At 69.5% G+C, this 18,843-nt stretch carries 20 protein-coding genes; 10 read left to right on the forward strand and 10 right to left on the reverse strand.

The genetic code is table 11. From position 1 onward, the window contains the following. Positions 1-115: 115 nt before the first annotated feature. Positions 116-757 carry a hypothetical protein gene (locus tag OH804_RS00820; RefSeq protein WP_406062089.1) on the reverse strand — a complete coding sequence of 214 codons (642 nt, stop codon included), beginning with the start codon at positions 755-757 and terminating at the stop codon, positions 116-118. A gap of 121 nt (positions 758-878) precedes the next feature. Between OH804_RS00820 and OH804_RS00825 the strand changes: the two genes are divergently transcribed. Continuing rightward, positions 879-1,586, forward strand: coding sequence for a uridylate kinase (locus tag OH804_RS00825; protein WP_406062091.1), 708 nt, complete (start codon positions 879-881; stop codon positions 1,584-1,586). A gap of 11 nt (positions 1,587-1,597) precedes the next feature. On the opposite strand, the gene OH804_RS00830 is transcribed toward OH804_RS00825, so the two are convergent. Next, positions 1,598-2,014, reverse strand: a complete 417-nt coding sequence (locus OH804_RS00830) for a hypothetical protein (RefSeq protein WP_406062093.1) — start codon at positions 2,012-2,014, stop codon at positions 1,598-1,600. Between the two features lie 258 nt (positions 2,015-2,272). Here OH804_RS00830 and OH804_RS00835 point away from each other — a divergent pair, with 258 nt between their 5' ends. Then, the gene (locus OH804_RS00835; RefSeq protein ID WP_406062095.1) at positions 2,273-3,151 is read left to right on the forward strand and encodes a hypothetical protein; all 879 of its coding nucleotides are present in this window, start codon (positions 2,273-2,275) and stop codon (positions 3,149-3,151) included. 35 nt (positions 3,152-3,186) lie between these two features. On the opposite strand, the gene OH804_RS00840 is transcribed toward OH804_RS00835, so the two are convergent. The 6 genes from OH804_RS00840 to OH804_RS00865 form a co-directional block, all read right to left on the reverse strand. Beyond that, positions 3,187-3,768, reverse strand: a complete 582-nt coding sequence (locus tag OH804_RS00840; RefSeq protein ID WP_406062097.1) for a dihydrofolate reductase family protein — start codon at positions 3,766-3,768, stop codon at positions 3,187-3,189. Positions 3,769-3,833: 65 nt separating this feature from the next. Further along, positions 3,834-4,673: a helix-turn-helix domain-containing protein gene (locus OH804_RS00845; RefSeq protein ID WP_406062099.1), complete on the reverse strand. Its 840-nt coding sequence runs from the start codon at positions 4,671-4,673 to the stop codon at positions 3,834-3,836. Positions 4,674-4,728: 55 nt separating this feature from the next. After that, positions 4,729-5,433 carry a TMEM175 family protein gene (locus tag OH804_RS00850; RefSeq protein ID WP_406062101.1) on the reverse strand — a complete coding sequence of 235 codons (705 nt, stop codon included), beginning with the start codon at positions 5,431-5,433 and terminating at the stop codon, positions 4,729-4,731. A gap of 140 nt (positions 5,434-5,573) precedes the next feature. Continuing rightward, entirely contained in the window at positions 5,574-5,933 is a 360-nt protein-coding gene (locus tag OH804_RS00855; RefSeq protein WP_406062103.1) for a hypothetical protein, read from the reverse strand. Positions 5,934-6,128: 195 nt separating this feature from the next. Next, positions 6,129-6,581: a hypothetical protein gene (locus tag OH804_RS00860; protein ID WP_406062105.1), complete on the reverse strand. Its 453-nt coding sequence runs from the start codon at positions 6,579-6,581 to the stop codon at positions 6,129-6,131. A gap of 16 nt (positions 6,582-6,597) precedes the next feature. Then, a complete protein-coding gene (locus tag OH804_RS00865; RefSeq protein WP_406062107.1) occupies positions 6,598-7,218 on the reverse strand; it encodes a dihydrofolate reductase family protein in 621 nt (206 codons plus the stop codon). Between the two features lie 380 nt (positions 7,219-7,598). Here OH804_RS00865 and OH804_RS00870 point away from each other — a divergent pair, with 380 nt between their 5' ends. From OH804_RS00870 to OH804_RS00900, 7 genes are all read left to right on the forward strand, one after another. After that, on the forward strand, positions 7,599-10,364 hold the full coding sequence (locus OH804_RS00870) for a BTAD domain-containing putative transcriptional regulator (RefSeq protein ID WP_406062108.1): 2,766 nt from the start codon (positions 7,599-7,601) through the stop codon (positions 10,362-10,364). A gap of 93 nt (positions 10,365-10,457) precedes the next feature. Continuing rightward, on the forward strand, positions 10,458-11,177 hold the full coding sequence (locus OH804_RS00875; protein WP_196919193.1) for a hypothetical protein: 720 nt from the start codon (positions 10,458-10,460) through the stop codon (positions 11,175-11,177). A gap of 43 nt (positions 11,178-11,220) precedes the next feature. After that, positions 11,221-12,105 carry a hypothetical protein gene (locus OH804_RS00880; protein WP_406062110.1) on the forward strand — a complete coding sequence of 295 codons (885 nt, stop codon included), beginning with the start codon at positions 11,221-11,223 and terminating at the stop codon, positions 12,103-12,105. Positions 12,106-12,198: 93 nt separating this feature from the next. Further along, a complete protein-coding gene (locus OH804_RS00885) occupies positions 12,199-12,507 on the forward strand; it encodes a hypothetical protein (RefSeq protein ID WP_196919191.1) in 309 nt (102 codons plus the stop codon). A gap of 98 nt (positions 12,508-12,605) precedes the next feature. Then, positions 12,606-13,136 carry a SigE family RNA polymerase sigma factor gene (locus OH804_RS00890; RefSeq protein ID WP_196919190.1) on the forward strand — a complete coding sequence of 177 codons (531 nt, stop codon included), beginning with the start codon at positions 12,606-12,608 and terminating at the stop codon, positions 13,134-13,136. Next, positions 13,133-14,560 (forward strand): hypothetical protein, encoded by a 1,428-nt coding sequence (locus OH804_RS00895; protein WP_406062113.1) that lies wholly within the window; start codon positions 13,133-13,135, stop codon positions 14,558-14,560. Before OH804_RS00890 ends, OH804_RS00895 begins: the two co-directional genes overlap by 4 nt. A 100-nt stretch (positions 14,561-14,660) precedes the next feature. After that, positions 14,661-15,869 carry an Imm21 family immunity protein gene (locus OH804_RS00900; RefSeq protein ID WP_406062115.1) on the forward strand — a complete coding sequence of 403 codons (1,209 nt, stop codon included), beginning with the start codon at positions 14,661-14,663 and terminating at the stop codon, positions 15,867-15,869. 530 nt (positions 15,870-16,399) lie between these two features. Here OH804_RS00900 and OH804_RS00905 read toward each other — a convergent pair. Then, positions 16,400-16,984 (reverse strand): hypothetical protein, encoded by a 585-nt coding sequence (locus OH804_RS00905; RefSeq protein WP_406062117.1) that lies wholly within the window; start codon positions 16,982-16,984, stop codon positions 16,400-16,402. A 70-nt stretch (positions 16,985-17,054) separates the two neighbouring features. Between OH804_RS00905 and OH804_RS00910 the strand changes: the two genes are divergently transcribed. Further along, complete coding sequence (locus tag OH804_RS00910; protein ID WP_196919186.1) at positions 17,055-17,549, forward strand: hypothetical protein; 495 nt, start codon at positions 17,055-17,057, stop codon at positions 17,547-17,549. Between the two features lie 26 nt (positions 17,550-17,575). Here the strand turns inward: OH804_RS00910 and OH804_RS00915 are convergent, their stop codons facing one another. After that, on the reverse strand, positions 17,576-18,763 hold the full coding sequence (locus OH804_RS00915; RefSeq protein ID WP_406062119.1) for an NAD(P)/FAD-dependent oxidoreductase: 1,188 nt from the start codon (positions 18,761-18,763) through the stop codon (positions 17,576-17,578). Positions 18,764-18,843 lie beyond the last annotated feature (80 nt).

The raw sequence follows: 18,843 nt of genomic DNA on the forward strand, positions 1-18,843 counted from the left end.
CCCCGCCTGAGACTCGTTCGTGGACACGATCAAGACGAACGCCCGCCGCGCCTGACCCGGCAGGACGGCGACATGGTTGATGGCACCCGCGAACGGCGCGGCTGTGCGCTGAGTGTCAGCGTGTCCGGCTGACGGACGAGACCTTCGGGTCCGCGGAGTAGCGGCGGACGACGTCGGCGGCGTCGCCAGCGGTGGCACCGGGATCGAACAGCACCTCCAGGCACGGCGCTTGCGGCCCTTCTGACCCGAAGCCCGCAATCACGTTGTTCGGGTCGAAGCGGTGGCTCTCGCGCACCAGCTCCTCAGCGGACTGCCCCTCCCGCACGCAAACCACCGCCTCGGGCTGCCTCCCACCCCAGGCCAGTGCTGGAGCCGACACGCCGATGGTGAGCACTACTGCCGTCCCCACGCCGAACACTGTCGTCCGGCCAAGCCCTGGCCGGCTGATCGGCGAGATCACCGCCGTCAGGGCGGACAGCACGTAAACCCAGAGAGCCCGCTTGTCGGCCGAGTCATGGAGAGCCAACACGATGACGCCGGCACCGACGGTCTGTGCGATCAGGCTGATCAGCCGGAACCCTGGCGAGCCGACCAACGCCGCTGGTACTGCAGCAAGCGCACCCAGCAACAGGAAGAGAATGACAAGCCCGTACGCACTCCATTCACGGCGCGCGTCCAGGGCGAGCAACACCAGAGCAGCCAGGTGTCCGCACACGACAAGCGGCGGCCGGAGGTGCGCCAGGAACCGTACGACCATCGGCAGACCCTACGTGATGTGACCGACGTCGATGGGGGTGCTAATCCGGGCCGACAGGCTAGCCAGTTCGCAAGAGATCGACAGACAGTGGGGGAGCGATGTGGGACGAGAATCGGCAGACATGGTTCAAGGCACCCGCGAGGAGCTGCTCCACCGCCTGGCTGAGGCAGTCGGGTCCGTCGCCGTGGCGCACCCGACGCGGGTTGCCGTCGACGGGCCACCCGCCGCCGGCAAGACCACCCTCGCCGACGAGTTGGCCGTCGTCCTACGTGATCAGGGCCGTGACGTCATCCGCGCCACGATCGACGATTTCCTCTTCCCCCGGCCCCAGCGCTATCCGCGCGGCGAGTACTCGGCCGAAGGCTGCTACTACGACACCCACGACAACGAGGCGCTGAAGCGGGTTCTGCTCGATCCGCTCGGCCCGGGTGGAGATCGACGCTTCCAACACGCGGTCTACGACCGGACCGCGGATGCCGCGCTGTCGCCGCCGGTCACGACTGCCCCAGCCGACGCCGTGCTCGTCTTCGACGGCGTCTTCCTCCTGCGCCCGGAACTGATTGATCGGTGGGACCTGCGCATCTTCGTGTCGACGGCACCGGAAAAGACCGTGGATCGTGCCGTGATCCGGGAGGAACGGGTGTCAACTCGGGTCGACGTCGAACGACGCTGGCGCGAGCGTTACATCCCTTCGCAGCAGCTCTACTTCGCTACGGCCCGCCCGACCTGGCACGCCGACATTGTCGTGCACAACGACGAACCCCAGCGCCCGGTCTGGGAGAGCGCCCGGCGAGGAGGTCCGCTCTCCGAAGCCCCCGGCAGCCGGTGAGTGAGCAGCGCCTACGGGTGGTCCACATACTCGCCAAACGGCTCGATGGACCCATCCCAGCCGTTCCAACCCTGTTGGGTGATCTGCCCGTCCGCGTAGGTGTATGACCAGCGGGCGCCGTCCTCGCCCTTGATCTGGACGGTTCCCGAGCGAACGAACGGCGCAATCGCGACGTAGAAGGCCGTCGCCTGGTCCGACCACTTGGGGTCACCCGCGTCGTCGTACCCGAACTCGATCCAGTCGCCGTCGCGAACGATCGTGGCCCTGGCCGGATCCGCCAGGTCAACCAGGGTGCCATCCGACGGAAACTCGTCCGGCCTGTACCAACCACCTCGTCCAACCAAAGCGGCCTGGACAGCGGCGACCGCAGCGGCGTCCTCCGACTCCGGGAGGTTCAGACGGCCTGAGGGCATCACCGTGTATCCCACGGCCCGCACCCTACAACGGTCGATGCCCCCACGCCGCGTGGTCCGTCGAGATCGTGGGGTGGTCCGGTGGGGCGTAAGCCGGCGAGGTCCTGGTGCAGGGCGCGGCCCGCGTGCCAGGTCTCGATCCTGGTGTGGGTGCTCACAGCGGCGGCTGCGGCGTGGACCATGCGGTAGGAGGTCAGGAGTGAGCCGTAGTAGCCGGCGGTTGAGCCGTCCGGGCCGGTCGGCGCGACTCTCGGACCCGGATGGAGTGACGCCATGACGACGGCGGTCATGACGCTGGTTGCCAGGTGCGCGTCGGCCCCGACGTACATGCCTGCATACGGTGCCTGGACCGGCCGGGGTAAGAAGTTCCGCCCCCTCTCCTTGATCTTCACCGGCCGCCGACAGAAGAACAAGACTGTTTCTTTGCCCGCGATATCGGCAGTCTCTGGTGGCATGGCCGCCGACAACCACCGTGTAGATCACGCTCGCTGCCTTTCGCATGTTCGATGGCTCGCCGGCGGCACCGGGTCAGGCAAAAGCACTCTCGCCCGAGCCCTGGCCGAGCGCTACGACGTGCTGATCTACGACGGCGACCGCGCGGAACGCGACTACGTCAGCCGGTGCACTGCGCACGAGCAGCCGTACCTCTGGGCGTTGCTGCAAGCTCCGTTGGCGCAGAATTGGAGCGGCCGCAGCGCTCAGGAGATCTTCGAGTCGATGCCGAGCCTGCACGGCGAGACGTTCACGTTCGTCGTCGACGACCTACTCGCGCTACCCACGGAACGTCCGGTCTTGGTGGATGATTTCCGGACTCTGCCCCGCGAGGTTGCTCCGTTGCTGACGTGGCCAGAGCAGGCGGCCTTCCTCCTGCCAACGCCGCAGTTCCGGGACGGGGCGTTGCGGACTCGATTCGCCGACGATGCGAGAGCCCGAGCGAACTGGGGAGACGGCGACCACAGCGAGGCGCTCGCTCTGCGGCTGGCGCGCGATGAACTGTGGGACGCAGAAGTCCGGCGCCAGGCGATCGAGCTGCGTCTGCCGGTGATAACCGTTGATGGATCGCGTAATGCCCACGACCTTGTCGATGACCTGGCAACCCGGTTCCGTCTCGGCCATCGGCAGCTCGTCGGATCGCCAACCTCAGTCTCATAACCCCTCGGGCGAACGGCGGCGTCCGCTCAGATCGGTCAGCGGCGCACCCGATAGCTCAGGTGAAGCACCCGGTTGCCCTGAATCACCACGTCAGGATCCTCCAGCAGGTGCTGCGCGTCGACCGACCCGAAGTAGCGCTTGCCGGACCCGAACACGACGGGTACGACGTCCATGCGCACCTCGTCGACCAGGCCCGCGGCAAGCACCTGGCCGCCGACGTCGCCGGCGGCGACCTCGACGATGCGGTCACCCGCCAGCTCCTGCGCCTTGGCCACGGCCGCCTCGACGCCGTCGACGAAGTGGAACGGCGCCTCGGGGGCCCAGCCCTCGGGCTTCGGCCGGTGCGTCACCACGACCACGTGGTCGACCCCGCCGGGAGGCTTCCCGTCCCAGCCGTCCGTCATGTCGAAGACGTGGCGGCCGGCGATTGTCGCCCCGATCTGGTCCCAGTACGGCCGGGTGTAGTCGTAGGACGTCTGTGACACCTTCAACGCACCGCTGTCGTCCAACGCCACGTCACCGCTGAGCAACCAGTCGAACAGTGGTCCGGGCTGGTCGTTTTCGTCCGCGATGAAGCCGTCCACCGACACCGAGCTGTACATGACTACCTTGCCCACGGGCACTCCTCTGCTGGGGGGTGCCCTCACATTAGGGTTTCGTGGGCTGTCGCTCTTGTAAGGAATCAATCGGCCGGCAGCGGCCAGCCGTCCAGCACGTGGCCGGGATGTTCGCGCAGGAACCGCCGCCTGACGTCGACATATCGCGTCGGCGTGAGGCCGGTGAAGGCCCGGAACTCGTGGCCGAAGTGGGCCTGATCGAAGTAGCCCGCGCTACTGGCGAGGTCGGCCCAGTCGACCGGTTCGGCAGGGTTGATCGACAGCACGGTGGCGGCGAAGCGGTAGGTCCGGGCCAACCGCTTCGGCGTGACGCCGATGACCTCCTTGAACCGCTGTGCCAGGTGAGTGCTGCTGACAGCGGCGGAAACCCTCAGGTCGTCGATGGCCACCGCCCCGCTGGTCGCCGCGATGACGCGGCTCGTATGTCGGACCAGCCCCAGGCCGGCCGTATCGCCCAGCCGTCGCATCAGCTCATCCTCGAGCAGCGTCAGCATCTCGTGCAGTCCCTCGGCCATGGCCAGCCGGTCTCGCAGCTCGGCAATGGCGGGCCGGCCCCAGACCTGCTCCACCGTCACCGGCTGGTCACGCAGTTCGGACGCGGGCATCGGCAGGAACGGCGCCAGCCCCCATGGCTTGAAGTGCACGCCGACGGACCGGGTCCGGAGGGGGTAGCCGAAATCGAATGCGCGGGTGGGCGTGGTGACCACGCAGCCGTCGGCGTACTCGGCCGCCTCGGCGTCGGTGCCGGCACGAATGAGGAACGGCGCCCCGAGGTTGACGATGAGCAGCGCCGCCGGACTTGCCGGCAGCGTCAGGCGGGCGTACGGCGGCGCACCCTCCAGGTAGTAAAGGTCGTCGATCAGCCCGTCCAGCGGCGGTCGCGGCACTCTGGACACGTACTCCACGCGCACAGTATCGCCGGCACCGCGCGCCGGGATGGTCCAGCCACGCTGCAACCAGCTATGGGTCGCCGAGACTCTGCTCGCGGGTGCGCTTGATGCTGGCGACCTCGCCTTTGATCGGCAGCCAGTAGAAGGGGATGAACGCGGTGACCACCACGAGGCCCACGACCGGATGAAGGGCGCCCAGCGCGGTTCCGGCGGCGATCCATATTGGCGCGGGGCGGAAGCGTCTGCTGATCGCCCGGGCGGTGTCGTTGTCGGTGGTGGAGGTCAGCAGGCGACGGCCAGATCTGGCGTATTCCCAGATCACATTGAAGAGGATGGCGGCCAACTCGTAGGTGGCGCCGTAGAAGATGAGTGCAGTTCGCTTGCCGTGGCCGGACTCGAACGCGTGGGCCAGGAGGGACGAGGCGAACGGCAGGAACGCGATCACCATCAGCAGCAGGGTGTTGAGCAGGAGCAGCATGCGGTCGGCGGAGCGGATGTGGTCGAACATGACGTGGTGATTCACCCACATCTGCCCGATCAGCAGGAAGGTGATGGCGTACGCCACGTACGAGGGCCACAGTTCGAAGAGGCCGCGGAGCAGGTGCTCGGTGTCCTCCGGCGGCTGGATCTCCAGGACGAGCAGGGTGACGGCGATGGCGATGACCGCGTCGCTGAAGATGACTGCCCGCTTCGGATCTCGTTCCGCACCGATCGGGTTGCGAGATCTGGTTGCGCCCTTCGTGGAGGCGCCGCGAGCCGCGCGGAACCAACGCATGAGCCTCCCCCAACGGTGAGAGCACCCGGGTACCCCACCGCAGGTAGGGCTGCCCGCGGTGGTCATCGAGACGCCTTCCGGTGCCGCCGGTTTCCCGCCGTCGCGTGAGCCAAACCGGCTATGGAACCTGCCCGCGACGATCAGGTGGCGGGGGTGGTGGCAACGACCTCGCGGACTGCGCGTTCGTACTGGCTCCGCTCGAATACGAATGGGCCGAAGTCCCCGTAGTCGCGCTGAGGGCGGTAGATCTGGGAGAAGCCGCGCCAGATCACCGAGTGCTCTGTGGTGATCACCTGGGCTTCCAGTGGCCAGCAGCCGAGCTCACCGCAGTCGCAACCGAGGAGTGCGATCACGCCGTTCTGCGACCGGTAGGCGAACTCCGGTCGTCCGCTGAGGTAGGCAGCCAGATCACCGACCTTGAAATGATCGAGAATGATCCCGGCATACGCGCCGGGCACATCGTGGCCGGCGGCGTGCTCGAAGCCCGAGACCAGGTCCACCAGGCTCACCTTGTCGACGTACGGCAACAGCTCGCGCGCCGGGTCGGAGCCGTGACCCCACGGACGGACCTCAAAGCGAACCTTGCGCGTGAGTGGCTGGGCTGGCACAGGGACAACTCTGCCGCAGACCGCCGTCTGGTCGTGCAGTCCGCATCTGGTCCGCAGGAGGTCGACAGACAGAGCGGTCGGTCGGCGTCAGCCGATGTTGAGCAGCAGAACCTGGTCGTCGCGGAGGTCGGAGATGCAGTCGCGCAACACCCTCAAGGTGTCCAGACCGGCCGCGCCGCTCTCCTCGAAGTCCACCCCCATCTCCTCGAAGTGGGCGACCAAATCCTCCTCGCGGTGCTGGGCGGGGTCGAGCTGCTCCGGTAAACCTGGGGCTGGAGTGATGAGCGTGGTCAGGCCGTACGCGCTGTTGATGGCCTCCGACTCGGCATTGAACTCCGACTGCTCCACGTCGATGCCGCGCTCCTCCAGATAGGTCAGGACGTACAGCATGCAGTAGCCGGACCAGTCGTACTCCTGCCGCGTCTTGCTCCCGTGTTCCGCCAGGTAGGTGCGGAACGACGACGGCGATGTGCGGGCCAGGCGGGCCAGCTCGGCGATGCTGTCCCTGGGGACCACTGTCAGTGAGGCGATAGCAGACAACGCATCCTCCGGCGGGTCAGGAGAGCACGCGGTAGGTGACGTGCAGGACAGTGCTTGCCGCCCGCGCCGTCACCTGTTCGAGCTTCAGCGGCGGGACACCCTCGAACAGCCGCACACCGGTGCCGAGGGTGAGCGGCACGATGTGCAGCCGCAGTTCGTCGACCAGACCGGCGGCGAGGTACTGGTTGATGGTGGTCGCGCCGCCGTGGATCAAGATGTCCCCGCCAGCGGCGGACGCGCGGGCCCGCGCGAGCGCCGACTCGATCCCGTCGGTGACGAAGTGGAAGGTGGTGCCGCCCGCCATCGGCTGCGGCTCCCGTGCGTGGTGGGTGAGCACGAACACCGGCTTGTGGAACGGTGGGTCGTCACCCCACCAGCCGTTCCACTGCCGATCCCACTCGCCACGCACCGGGCCGAACATGTTGCGCCCCATGATGACCGCCGAGGCCAGTGTGGTCTGGTCGAGCTCGGCCCGGTTCTCCTCAGCCGCGTCGAACATCCAGGCGTGCAGCCCACGGCCCCAGCCGTCACCGCCGTCGTCGCCGAACGGGCGTTCCTCGCTCTGGTTGAGCCCGGCCGAGTACCCGTCGACGGAGATGGTCTGGTCGACGATCACCTTGCCGTCACGTGTGGTCACAGCGCTCTCCATTGGCGACTCGTGGGCGAGGGGCCAGCCTACGGCCACCCCTGGTCGGGCTGCGCTCGAACGAACATGAAAGCAGCGCGGCGGCCATCACCACGGGGGCCAGGGCGCACGCGACACTCACCACCACCACCACCGTGACCCGAGAGCCGGGGTCGGTCTCGGTCTCGCGTTTCGGGAAGGCGTACACGCCCACCAGGAGGAGCACGACGCGACGCGCCGCAGCCGTGGGCCCATTGGTGCACCTCCCTGCCGTAGTGCGCTAGACGGTAGCTCCCGGAGTCCGTTTCTGGTGCCCCGTGGATCGTGTCCATTACGCGACGAATAGATCGAGTTTGCTGCGCTGGGGACGTTAGTTTGATTCGGTGATGTCGATGACTGGCACGGGCGTGCGCGTCAGGCTGCTCGGGCCGGTGGAGGTGGTCGTCGCCGGCAGTCCGCAGGCGGTGAACGGTGTGCGCCGCAAGGCGGTACTGGCGACGTTGGCGCTGCACGCGGGCCGGGTGGTCAGCGTCGACCGGCTCCTCGACGTGGTCTGGGGCGACCAGTTGCCGGCCACCGCGGCGAACACGTTGCAGCGTCACGTGTCCTACCTACGCGGGGTGCTCGGCGAGCCCGGATCGATCGTGGCGCGCCAGCCCGGTTATCTGCTCGACACCGGGCCGGATTCCACGGATGTCCAGGCCGCCGAGCGCCTCATCGAGCTGGCCCGGCGGTCGACGGACCGCAACGAGCAGGTGAAGCACCTGACGGCAGCTGTGGCACTGTGGCGGGGCCCACCGCTGGCCGACGTGGCCGGGTCGCCCTGGCTCGAGGAGCAGGCGGAACACCTGGCCCGCCTGCGGTTGGAGGCCGAACGGTCGCTCGCCGAGGCCCGGCTGTCCGTCGGTGAGCACGCCGGGCTCATCCCCGGATTGGAACGGCTGGTCCGACAGCACCCATTCGACGAGCACCTGCACGCGCAGCTGATGCTCGCCCTGTACCGCGACGGTCGGCAGGGCGACGCGGTCGCCACGTACCGGCGGCTGCGCGACAACCTGCGGGAGAACCTCGGCATCGACCCGGGGCCCCGGCTACGGGACCTGGAGTGCGCCATCCTGCGCCAGGACACCGCGATCGCCGCACCCGCCCCGCTGGCGGCGACGCCGGTCGCGGCGCAACTGCCTCCCCCCGTACCCACCTTCACCGGACGCGACGCGGAGCTCGCCGCCCTCGACGCGCTGGTCGACCGGGGCGGCGCCGTCGTGGTGTCCGGGACCGCCGGCGTCGGCAAGACCGCGCTCGCCGTGCACTGGGCGCACCATGTGGCCGACCGTTTCCCCGACGGGCAGCTCTACGTCAATCTGCGCGGCTTCGACCCGGGGGCCACACCGACCGAACCGGCGCGAGCGCTGCACGGCTTCCTGGAGGCGCTCGGCGTTCCGGCGGCACGGATGCCCAGTGACCCGGACACGATGGTGAGCTTGTACCGCACGACGGTGGCGGGCAAGCGACTGCTGGTGGTGCTGGACAACGCGCGGGACGCCGAACAGGTCCGGCCGCTGCTGCCCGGCTCGCCGGACTGCCTCGCGATCGTCACCAGCCGCGACCAGCTCATCCCGCTGGTCGTCACGGAAAGCGCCCAGCCGGTACCCCTCGACCTGTTGAGCCCCGGTGAGGCCCGCGACATGCTGGTCCGCCGGCTCGGGGAGCGCCAGGTCGCCGCCGAACCCGGCGCGGCCGACACCATCGCCGACCGGTGCGCGCGGCTGCCCATCGCCCTGGCCATCGTCGCGGCCAGAGCCGCCACCAACCGGCACTTCTCGTTGGCCGCCGTCGCCGGAGAGCTGGGCGACCTGGACGCCTTCCGCGCAGGCGACGAGGCCACCGATGTCCGGGCGGTCTTCTCCTGGTCGTGTCGGACGCTCAGCCCACCCGCGGCCCGGCTGTTCCGGCTGCTGAGCCTGCATCCCGGCCCGGACGTCGCAGCCCCGGCCGTGGCCAGCCTGGCCGGCGTCGACGGCCAGGCGACCGGTCCGCTGCTCACCGAGTTGACCCGGGCGAACCTCTTCACCGAGCACACCTACGGGCGCTACGCGTTCCACGACCTGCTGCGCGCGTACGCCGCCGATCTCGCCGACGAGGCTGAGCCGCCGGCCGAGCGTCGTGCCGCCATGCACCGGCTGCTCGACCACTGCCTGCACACCGCCCACGCCGCCGACCTGGCGCTGCACCCGCACTTCAGCGCGATCAGCCTTCCGCCACCGCGGGCCGGCGTGACGCCGGAACGCCCGAAGAGCCGGTCGGCCGCAGCGGCGTGGTTCACCACCGAGGTCCCCGTCCTGCTCGCCGCCGTACCGCTCGCGGCGCGGTCCGGCTTCGAGGGGCACGCCTGGCGGCTCGCCTGGACCATGGCCGGCTTCCTGCACCGGCAGGGGCACTGGCAGGACTGGCTCGGCACGCAACAGATCGCCCTGGCCGCCGCGTCCCGCATCGGGGATCAGGCGGGGCAGGGCCACGCGCACCGCAGCCTCGGTCTCGCCTGCTCCCGGCTCCGACGGTACGACGAAGCCGACGACCACCTGCGGCGCGCGCTCGACCTGTTCACCGACGTCGGCGACGACGCCGGACGGGCGCACACCTGCCTGAACCTCGGCCAACTGGCGGAGCGGCAGGGGCAGCACCAGCAGGCGCTGCGTCACTCCCGGCGGGCACTGGCCCTGTTCCGGGGCACCGGAAACCGGGCCGGGCAGGGGTACACCCTCAACGCGGTCGGCTGGCAGGAAGCATTGCTCGGCAACTACCACAATGCCCTCGAATCGTGCGGCGAGGCGCTGCGGATGTTGCAGGAGGTGGACGACGTCCAGGGGCAGGCCGACACCTGGGACAGCCTCGGCCACGCCCACCACCAACTCGGGGACGACCGGCGCGCGATCGCCTGCTACGAGCACGCCCTCGAACTCTTCACGCAGGTCAACGACAGGTACGCCGAAGCGAGCACGTACGTCAACCTCGGCGGCAGCCACCGGGCCCTCGCCGACCTCGCCGCCACCCGTGCCGCGTGGCGCCGAGCCCTGACCATCCTCGACGAACTCGGCGATGCCGACGCCGACTCGATCCGCGCCGACCTCCAAGAGCTCGACGCCACGCGGCTGCACTGACCGCCTCGCTTTCAGCGCCGTTTCCGGGGCGCTTCAGCGCGGCCCGGCACTCTTCGGACACCAGTTTCTTCCGCAGCAGGAATGGAGCGTTCGATGAGTCTTTTGGCACACCGCCTCGCGGTGATCGGGGTGGTCAGCGGGACGGTGCTGGCCATGTCCTCCGCCGCCGTGGCCCAGACCGACAAGCCGCCGCAGAAGGGCGCCGACTGCGTCGTCCAGCACGTGGACGACCGCGGCAAGATCCTCCGCACCGAGACCGCGTCCGAGGGCCGGGAGTACGGCGCGTTCCGCTGCGTCGCCGGGCAGTGGACGTTCGCCTGGGCGCCGTTCGGCGCGGACGACATGATCACGGCCGACGAGATCCAGATCAACCCGGCCGGTGACGCTTCGGTCCGACGGTTCACCGGCCCCGCCCTCGGCAACGACCTCACGGTTGGCGAGATGACCGGCATCGCCCAGGCCATCAGCGGCAGCCGTGAGGTGCTGATCGACCGCGCGATCGTGGCTGTCGACGACGGAAAGGAGCGAACTCCGGCGCAGGTCGCGGCGCTGCTGGCCGGCAAGGACGACACCGGGGTACGGGTGCTGGACATCATCGACAAGCCGAATGCCGCCATGTCGACGAAGGACGTCATCGACGAGGCCGGCGGAACCCCCGAGACGACAGTCGTCTACTTCAGCATCTGGGGCGCGATCAAGTCGGCGATCGCCTGGATCGTTGACACGATCGGCGACATCGGTGAGTGGATCGACGACCACTGCGACCTGGGGTCCCCCAACGACTTCGGCGACATCGTCACGTGTCGCTGGTAGCCCGTCCCACCCGGCCGACACCGATCACCGAGATGAGGACAGGATGACAACTCTGCGGGACATCACCAGGCGCGCCACCATCGTCACGACCGCCCTGATCGTCGGGCTGACCGCTTCGTACGCCCCGTCGCAGGCCGCCGAGGGTGACGCCCGGACGACGATCACCGACCACCCCGGTGCCCCGGGCACCATGCTTCAACAGTTCGAGGACCTGACCGGCCGGCCCGTCGGCGACCTGGACAAGGTGCTGGCCGTCGACACCGGCGGCCGGAACCTCACCGGCGACCAACTCGAAGCACTCGCCGCCGGCAAGCAGGTCGACGGTGTCAAGGTCGTCGGCACGATTCCGGGCAGCCGGGACGTCCTCGGCACCACCATGGCCGACCTCGCCGACGGGGCGTACGACGGCCGGGGCGACAGCGGGACAACGACGTCCCTGCTCTTCGCCTCGTCCACCCCCGACGGGCGGGAATGGTGCCTGACCATGTGCGTCGCCTCGGGCAAGTCCATCTGGGAATGCCTGCTGTCGCGCCGTACGGGCGACCTGATCCTCACCCTGAACCTCGCCGGCAGCACCACGATCGGTGGGACGAAGGCCGCCTTCGAGAAGGCCAACGGCGTCGCCGTCGAGGGCCCGTACACGGTGGACACGCTGATCGGCGACGGCGAGCCCTCGGCGGACGAGATCAAGACGCTGCTCGACGGCAAGGACATCCAGTCGATGCGCCGGGTGGCGACAGTGGACCGACCGGACCCCGGCTGGGCACTGGCCGACATCGCCGAGAACTCCGGCGTCGTGTACGCGAAGACCAAGGCCCACATCTTCACCCTCAACCTGCCGTTCCTCGGGAAGCTCCTCGTGGTCTGCATCTCGCAGGATGGCGGGAAGACCTGGAAATGCTCGGCCCGCCAATGGGACGGGTTCTAACCGGTAGACCGTCCACGGTCCCGCTCCGCATCGACCTCATGGGTCGACGCGGAGCGGGATTCCGCGCTTGAGCGAGCCGCTCATACTCGCAAGATGATCAGCAGCGACCCCCGCGTCCCTTGGCCGCCTCGGGCGTCCCACCCGGCAGACAATTCAACACTGCCGCTCTACATGGTCCTTTTCTTCCTCCTGGGCGTCTTTAGCTTCGCGACCTACGGGCTGAGCGACGGCGAGGGAGCGCTCATTCTCGCGAGCATCATCTCGGGAGTGTTCTTCGCGTGCTTCCTGATCCTCTTCGCGATCTACTGGGTTGGATACCTGCTCAAAGGACACGCCAGTTGGCTGGCCGAGCGCCAGGCTGATTCCGATGGGCCGTCCACGGGTCACCAACCGGAGGCGTGAGCCCGGCGAGCGATCTTCCACTCAACCCCGGACGCCGCAGGTGGCGTCTCACTCTGCGTCCGCACTTAGACGCGAGGTGGACGCGACCTGGAGGTGGCGTGAGTCGGCACGACGACGACGAAGAGTTTCGGCTGTTCGTCCAACGGCAGTGGGGGTCGCTGCTTCGAACGGCCTACCTGCTGACCGGTGACCGGGGGACCGCCGAGGACCTGACGCAGTCGGCGTTGGAGAAGACCCATCGGCGCTGGGGGCGGGTGCTGCGCAGGGACGCGCCCGAGGTCTACGTACGCCGGGCGATGGTCAATACGGCGATCTCCTGGCGGCGTCGGCGGCGGCCGTTGGAGGTGCCGCTGCTGACCTTCGACAGCCAGCCGACGCATGACGCGTACGTGCAGGTGGAGCAGCGGCAACTACTCCTCGCCGCGTTGCGGCGGTTACCGCCCAGGACGCAGGCGGTGCTGGTGCTGCGCTACTTCGAGGACCTCAGCGAGGCGGACACCGCCAAGGTTCTCGGCTGCTCCGTCGGCGCGGTGAAGAGCCAGGCGTCGCGCGGGTTGGCCCGGCTGCGGAGCGACTTCGCCCCACCCACCGCTCAGTCCCCGGTTCGGATCGAGGAGGAACTGGCATGACCGAGAGCTTCGCTCAGTCGACTGTCGGTCCCGCGCTGCGGCACGCCGCGCGCGGCGTCGACGTACCCGAGGACCCATGGCCCGGGTTCGCCCGCCGCGAGCGACGGCACCAGCGGACGCGGCTGGCCCGGACGGCGGTGGCCGCCGCGGTCGGGGTCGCGCTCGTCGGGGTCCAGACCAACGTGGTTCCGCTGCCCGGATGGGCCCCTGGCATCGCGGTCGCCGCCACTCCGACCGCGCTGCTCGACGCGCCAGCGCGGGGGGCGCTGGCCGGGGACCGGGCCTGGCTGGACGCACTGCGGGCGCGGATCAGCACCGATCCGCCGGTGAGACTCGACGCCCCGGTGGGTGCCTGGAAGATCGGCGACCGTGACCGGATCCGTCTGATCTACGGCAGTGACCAGCCGGGCCACCGGGTCGCGCTGGTCGCCGTGCCGCTGCGGTTCGGCCTGCTGACCAGGCAGGCACTGGTCTGGTACGTGGGCCCGGCCGGGGCCGGTGCCCAGCAGATGCGTTACGGCGGCCACAGCGAGGGTGACGACCCGGTGATGACATTGATGCGGGCCTACCCGGACCGGGCCGGGTTCGCGGTCGCCGTGGGTCCGGCCGAATCCACAGTGACGATCAGTGGCGAACCCCGGTACACGTCGAGGGGGACTGTGGAGTACCAGGACATCGCCAGGGCGGACGGGGCAGGTGTCGGGTTCGCCGTCCTGCCTCGCGAACCGCTTCCGCACGAACCCGTCGTCCGGGTCAGCCGCGGCGACCGGGTTTTCTTCCAGGGCGGTCTGGGCGGCGGCCCGTACGCCGGGCTCGATCCGACCGGGCCGGAGATGGACGCCCTGCTCACGGGCGCTCGCCAACCCGCCCTCGGTACGCCGCTCGACGAGGCCAACCTGCGCAACTTCGTCCACACGGCACTTCAGGACAGCCACCTGCCGGCCGTCGGCACGACGGTACGGGTGCGGTGGTCGGGCCGCGATCACGGCCAGGCCGCCGCGCTGCTCACCCTGCAACCGACCGGCGGCGGAGTGATCGCGTACGCCATGCACGGCGACGACCGGACCGGTTGGTGGACCGACCTGCGGTTGCTGTTGCCGGCGGAGGGCGTCGACAAGCGACCGATCGGCTGGCGGGTCCGGACCGAGGACGGCGCCCGGCCTCCCACGGGCCAGGTGCGGGTGATCGCCCCGCCGGACGCGGCCCGCGTCACGGTGACGGTCGGCGGCGCACCGCCGGCCACTGTCACGCTCGACGGGTCGAACGCCGGCACTACCCGGGTATCGCCGGATGAGCCGGCCACTCTCACCGCGTACTCCAGAAATGGTGGTGTCCTCGGGACCACGCCGTTGCCTCCGGTGGAGACGGCCAGCGACGCCGGAGGTCTGCCGGGCGACAGCCCGGCCACCCGGGTGACACCCTGACGCAGCGGCAGGCGGGCCGAGCCGTCCCAGGACGGCTCGGCCCGGGCCGGTCTCTAGGATCGACAGCCTTGACGGAGAAGACGGTCCTCGGGAGCGCGTGGTGACGATCGAGGCAGAACGGCCAGCCGACCGGCTCGCCGACATCGTCGAGCGGGCCGAGGCCGTCCTCGTCGACTTCGACGGTCCGATCTGCCGCCTGTTCGGCAGCAGGGCCGCGCCGCGCATCGCCGCCGACCTGCGTCAGCTGATCGTCGGCCGGGGCGTCGTCCTGCCCGACGAACTGCGCGACGGGGACGACCCGCTGGAGCTGTACCGCGCGACAGCTGTGTTCGCGCCCGCACTGGTGGGCGTCGTCGGTGCGGCACTGGCGGCGGCGGAGATCGAGGCAGCGGCATCCGCGGAGACGACGATCGGAGCCTTCGACGTGGTCGCGGCATGCCTGGCGACCGGGCGTCCCCTCGCCATCGTCAGCAACAACTCCGCCGCAGCAATCGGCGCCTACCTCGGGCGCCGTGACCGGGCCCGCTACTTCGCCGCCGTCATCGGGCGAGGCGAGCATCCCGACCTGCTGAAGCCCAACCCGGCGCCCGTTGTGCAGGCCCTGCAAGAGCTGAAGGTCGCGCCCGATGCCGCTGTTCTGGTCGGTGACTCGGTCACCGACGTCGAAGCAGCCCGAGCGGCCGGCGTCGCCTGCGTCGGGTACGCCAACAAACCCGGCAAGGCCGAACGTCTCGCCGCCGCCGGTGCCGACGCGGTCGTGACCGACATGACCGACCTGGCCCACGTACTCGCTCGTACGCGCACGCCGGTCAGTCTGCTGCCGTGGGTCGATTCGGGCGGCGGGCCGCTCATCGTTGTGCCGACGACAGCGCTCGGCGAGTGGAAGGGCGCGTCGGACGACGACGATGACTCCTGGGGTGACTACGACCGGGCCTGCCGGGTCGACGGTCACGTGGGGGTGATTGAGGTCGGTGCCGACCAGGCGCTCGTTCTGGCCGACGAACCGGCCTCCACCACGTACCTCCCGGACCGGCGGATCTTCGTGCGGTGGCTCTACGCGGCCTCGGAGGCAGAGGTCGTCCGCCTCGTTCCCCGGGCGGTCGAGATCGCCGACTGGGAAGACGCGGGTACGTGGACGACCGGCGGGCCAGCCGAATTGTTCGACTCCGCCTACAGCGGCGACGGGCTGGAGCACACCACCCACCTCACCGCGGACCTGGCGCGTGGCACGTACCTGATCCGCACCGCGTTCGTGCAACCCGACAAGAGGACGGCGCTGATGCTGGTTCACCTGGTCGCGTGGAAGTAGCCGACCTGAGCGCCCCGAACAACTCCGGACAGACCCGTGAGCAGCCCGGACAGGACGCGGCTGTTCGGAACAGGCATCGTCCGTAGCGGACGCCGAGCTGGCGTCAATACGCTGATGTCCGGTCACCCGGGACGCTGGCCAGCAGGATTGGGTGACGAGTTTCGCCGATACGTGGGGGCCCCAACGATCCGTCAGCGCTGTCGCCTATCCAGACGGCAGCACACACCCCTTGAGAGGGAGACTTCATGCGAATCCGTCGTGTTATCTACGCAACGGCCCTCGGCGCCATCCTGGCCGTCACCTGGATGGCCGCGCCAGCTCAAGCCGGTTGGGGTCACGGCTGGTAATCAGCTTCGGGCGAATGCGGGCGGGCCGGCGCCCAGCGGGACTCCGGCCCGCCCGACAACGCCACGCGGCCGGACTTCTGCCGCGTCGTGTCGTCGGGGTGAGGTACATCGCCTGCCGGTATCACTACGGGGACAGGTAGCAGTGACCCCGGGCTCAGCAGACGAGCCGATCAAACCGTCCGGCTACGAGTCGAGCCTGGGCTCGCACATCAGCAGGGCGTCCTCCTGCCAGGCGCTTCCGACAAGAGCGACCGGGTAGCGCACCTCTCTGAGCCGCCTGTCCTCGGTCTCGACGGAGAACCGCACCGACAACGGATCCGGCTGGAACGCGGTCGAGCATTCCAATTGCAGGTCGACGAGGATCTGGCCGATGCCGCCCGGGCGTACCTGCCGGGCCTGACCGATCGCGCGCACCTGGACGCCCAGCCTTTCCGCTTCTACGGCCCGAATCGTGATCGGCGCGGGGCCGGTGTTGATCATTGTCAGCTGCCCGTTCAGCCGGACGGTTCCCCTGGAGTTCGAGCCTCCCGAATAGCCCGACTCGGGTAGGGCCACGAGGGCCACCACAGTGGACCGCTCGCGCTGTGCGCGGGAGTCTCGCAACTCGCCGACACCGATGCCGCCGAGCACCACACCGATCAAGAAGGCGGCGACGAGTTGAAGGAGCGTCTTCCGACTGTTCGCGACGTTCCGCTGAGTGATGCCACTGCGTTCGACCGGCTCATGACCGTGTTCGTCGAGATCGATCACCACTTGTTCCGCCGCCATTGCGACAGCCTAGGGCTGGCGCACGGTCGGTCAGGAGGCGGCTGTGCGGACCTCTGACACAATGTGATCCGTGGATGGGGAGCAGCAGGAGCGCGCCGTCTTCATCGCTGAAGCCGAGTTGCTCGAACAGCGGCACGACTCCTGGGCTTCACTTCAGCGGAGGCAAGCTGCGTTTTGGCAACGCTGGAACACCTTGACCACTGTCTCGTCGGCGGTCCTCGCAGGCGCGTCGGGGGCGGCCGGGCTGGCCTCCGCCGAGCTGGGCACGGCAGCTGCGCTCGCGGCCCTGGTGGCCGCCGGCCTCGCCTCGGTAGCCAGCAGTTCCGGGGCCGCCCACCGCAGCGAAGTGGCGTTCACCTCCGCTGCGGCCAACCAGTCCCTGGCCGACCAGGCCAGGGCCTTCCGGACCATCTGGGCGCCACACCAACCGCTGACCGATGTGCGAGCACGGTTTGCCGAGCTCTCCCATCAACGTGATCAGGCGGTCACCAGCGCAGCGTTGAAGTTGGGCAGGCGGTCGTTGATGCGGTATCTCCAGAGGAACGCGCCCTCGGTAAGCCCGTGAGGACGCGGCTGTGCCTCAGCCACCTGTCAGGACGCGGCCGTGCGGATCTCCGTTCGGGTCGGAACGACGCGGTGGCGGCGCACCGGGTAGAGCACCGGGTGGGAGATGCTCCAGGCGGCGCCCGTGCAGACGAACTCCTTGTACCGGGCCGCCAGCTTCCCGGTGAGCTGGGCCGGCCTGGCCCGGTCGTCGGCGGTCACGTACTGGATGATGCCGTCGCGGCGGCCGAGGCTGATGCACTGGTTGAAGTAGCGCAGCGGGGCCTTGGGGAACTTCGCCCGACCGGTCAGGCGTGCGGCGATGGCGTCGGCGGCCTGCCAGGCCATCGGGATGCCCGACGCGCAGGACATCCGCAGTGGCTTGCCGCCCGGCCCTTCGGCGATCGCGGCGTCGCCCACCGCGTACACCTCGGGGTGTGAGACCGACCGCATGCTGGCGTCGACAATGATCTGCCCGGTGTCCGCGACCGCCAGGGTCGTGGCGGCGGCGATGGGGTGCACGGCGAAGCCGGTCGTCCACACCGTCACCTGGGCCGGGATCTCCCGGCCGTCGCGGGTGACCGCGCCGGCCGCCTCGACCCGCGCGATGTCGGTGTGCTCGTGCACGGTGATGCCGAGCCGGTCGCAGACGCCGCGCAGGTGCTGCTGCGCCTTGCCGTTGAGCCAGTCGCCGAGACCGCCGCGGGCGGCGAGCGCGACAGCGAGGTCCGGCCTGGCCTCGGCGATCTCGGTGACCGCTTCGAGGCCGGTGAGGCCCCCGCCGACGACGAGCACGGTCCCGCCGACCGTGAGGTGGGCGAGGCGGTCGCGCAACAGCAGCGCCGACGACCTGCCGGCGATGTCGTACGCGTGCTCGGCCACCCCGGGAACGCCATGCTCAGCGGTAGCGCTGCCGAGGGCGTAGACGAGTGTGTCGTAGGCGATCTCGTCGACGCCGTGGTCGTCGGCGAGCGCGACGGTCCTGCGGTCGACGTCGACGGCGGTGACCCGTGCCAGCCGAGGCGTGACTGCGGTGCCGGCGAAGACCTCGCTCAGCGGGCGGCGCTTGAGGTCCTGCCCGGTGGCGAGTTGGTGCATACGGACCCGCTCGACGAAATCCGCGTCGGCGTTGACGACGGTGATCTCGGTGTCGTCGGCGTGCAGCCGCTTGGCGAGGCGCCCGGCGGCCATGGCTCCGGCGTACCCCGCTCCGAGGACGACGATGCGGTGCTTCATGGTGGCACTCCTGTCTCGGTGGTGGTCGCTTCCTGAACCGGACAGCGACGCGATTCCTGACAGGAGCCGGCTATGAGCTG

Origin of the sequence: Micromonospora sp. NBC_00860 (genome assembly GCF_045207375.1) — a bacterium.
GTDB lineage: Bacteria > Actinomycetota > Actinomycetes > Mycobacteriales > Micromonosporaceae > Micromonospora > Micromonospora vinacea.

Excerpts from the sequence above, each read along its gene's own strand:
- OH804_RS00820 (WP_406062089.1), bottom strand. The coding sequence starts at position 757 with ATGGTCGTACGGTTCCTGGCGCACCTCCGGCCGCCGCTTGTCGTGTGC.
- OH804_RS00825 (WP_406062091.1), top strand. The coding sequence starts at position 879 with ATGGTTCAAGGCACCCGCGAGGAGCTGCTCCACCGCCTGGCTGAGGCA.
- OH804_RS00895 (WP_406062113.1), top strand. The coding sequence starts at position 13,133 with ATGACCGAGAGCTTCGCTCAGTCGACTGTCGGTCCCGCGCTGCGGCAC.
- OH804_RS00870 (WP_406062108.1), top strand. The coding sequence starts at position 7,599 with ATGACTGGCACGGGCGTGCGCGTCAGGCTGCTCGGGCCGGTGGAGGTG.
- OH804_RS00880 (WP_406062110.1), top strand. The coding sequence starts at position 11,221 with ATGACAACTCTGCGGGACATCACCAGGCGCGCCACCATCGTCACGACC.
- OH804_RS00835 (WP_406062095.1), top strand. The coding sequence starts at position 2,273 with ATGACGACGGCGGTCATGACGCTGGTTGCCAGGTGCGCGTCGGCCCCG.
- OH804_RS00905 (WP_406062117.1), bottom strand. The coding sequence starts at position 16,984 with ATGGCGGCGGAACAAGTGGTGATCGATCTCGACGAACACGGTCATGAG.
- OH804_RS00875 (WP_196919193.1), top strand. The coding sequence starts at position 10,458 with ATGAGTCTTTTGGCACACCGCCTCGCGGTGATCGGGGTGGTCAGCGGG.
- OH804_RS00850 (WP_406062101.1), bottom strand. The coding sequence starts at position 5,433 with ATGCGTTGGTTCCGCGCGGCTCGCGGCGCCTCCACGAAGGGCGCAACC.
- OH804_RS00885 (WP_196919191.1), top strand. The coding sequence starts at position 12,199 with ATGATCAGCAGCGACCCCCGCGTCCCTTGGCCGCCTCGGGCGTCCCAC.
- OH804_RS00915 (WP_406062119.1), bottom strand. The coding sequence starts at position 18,763 with ATGAAGCACCGCATCGTCGTCCTCGGAGCGGGGTACGCCGGAGCCATG.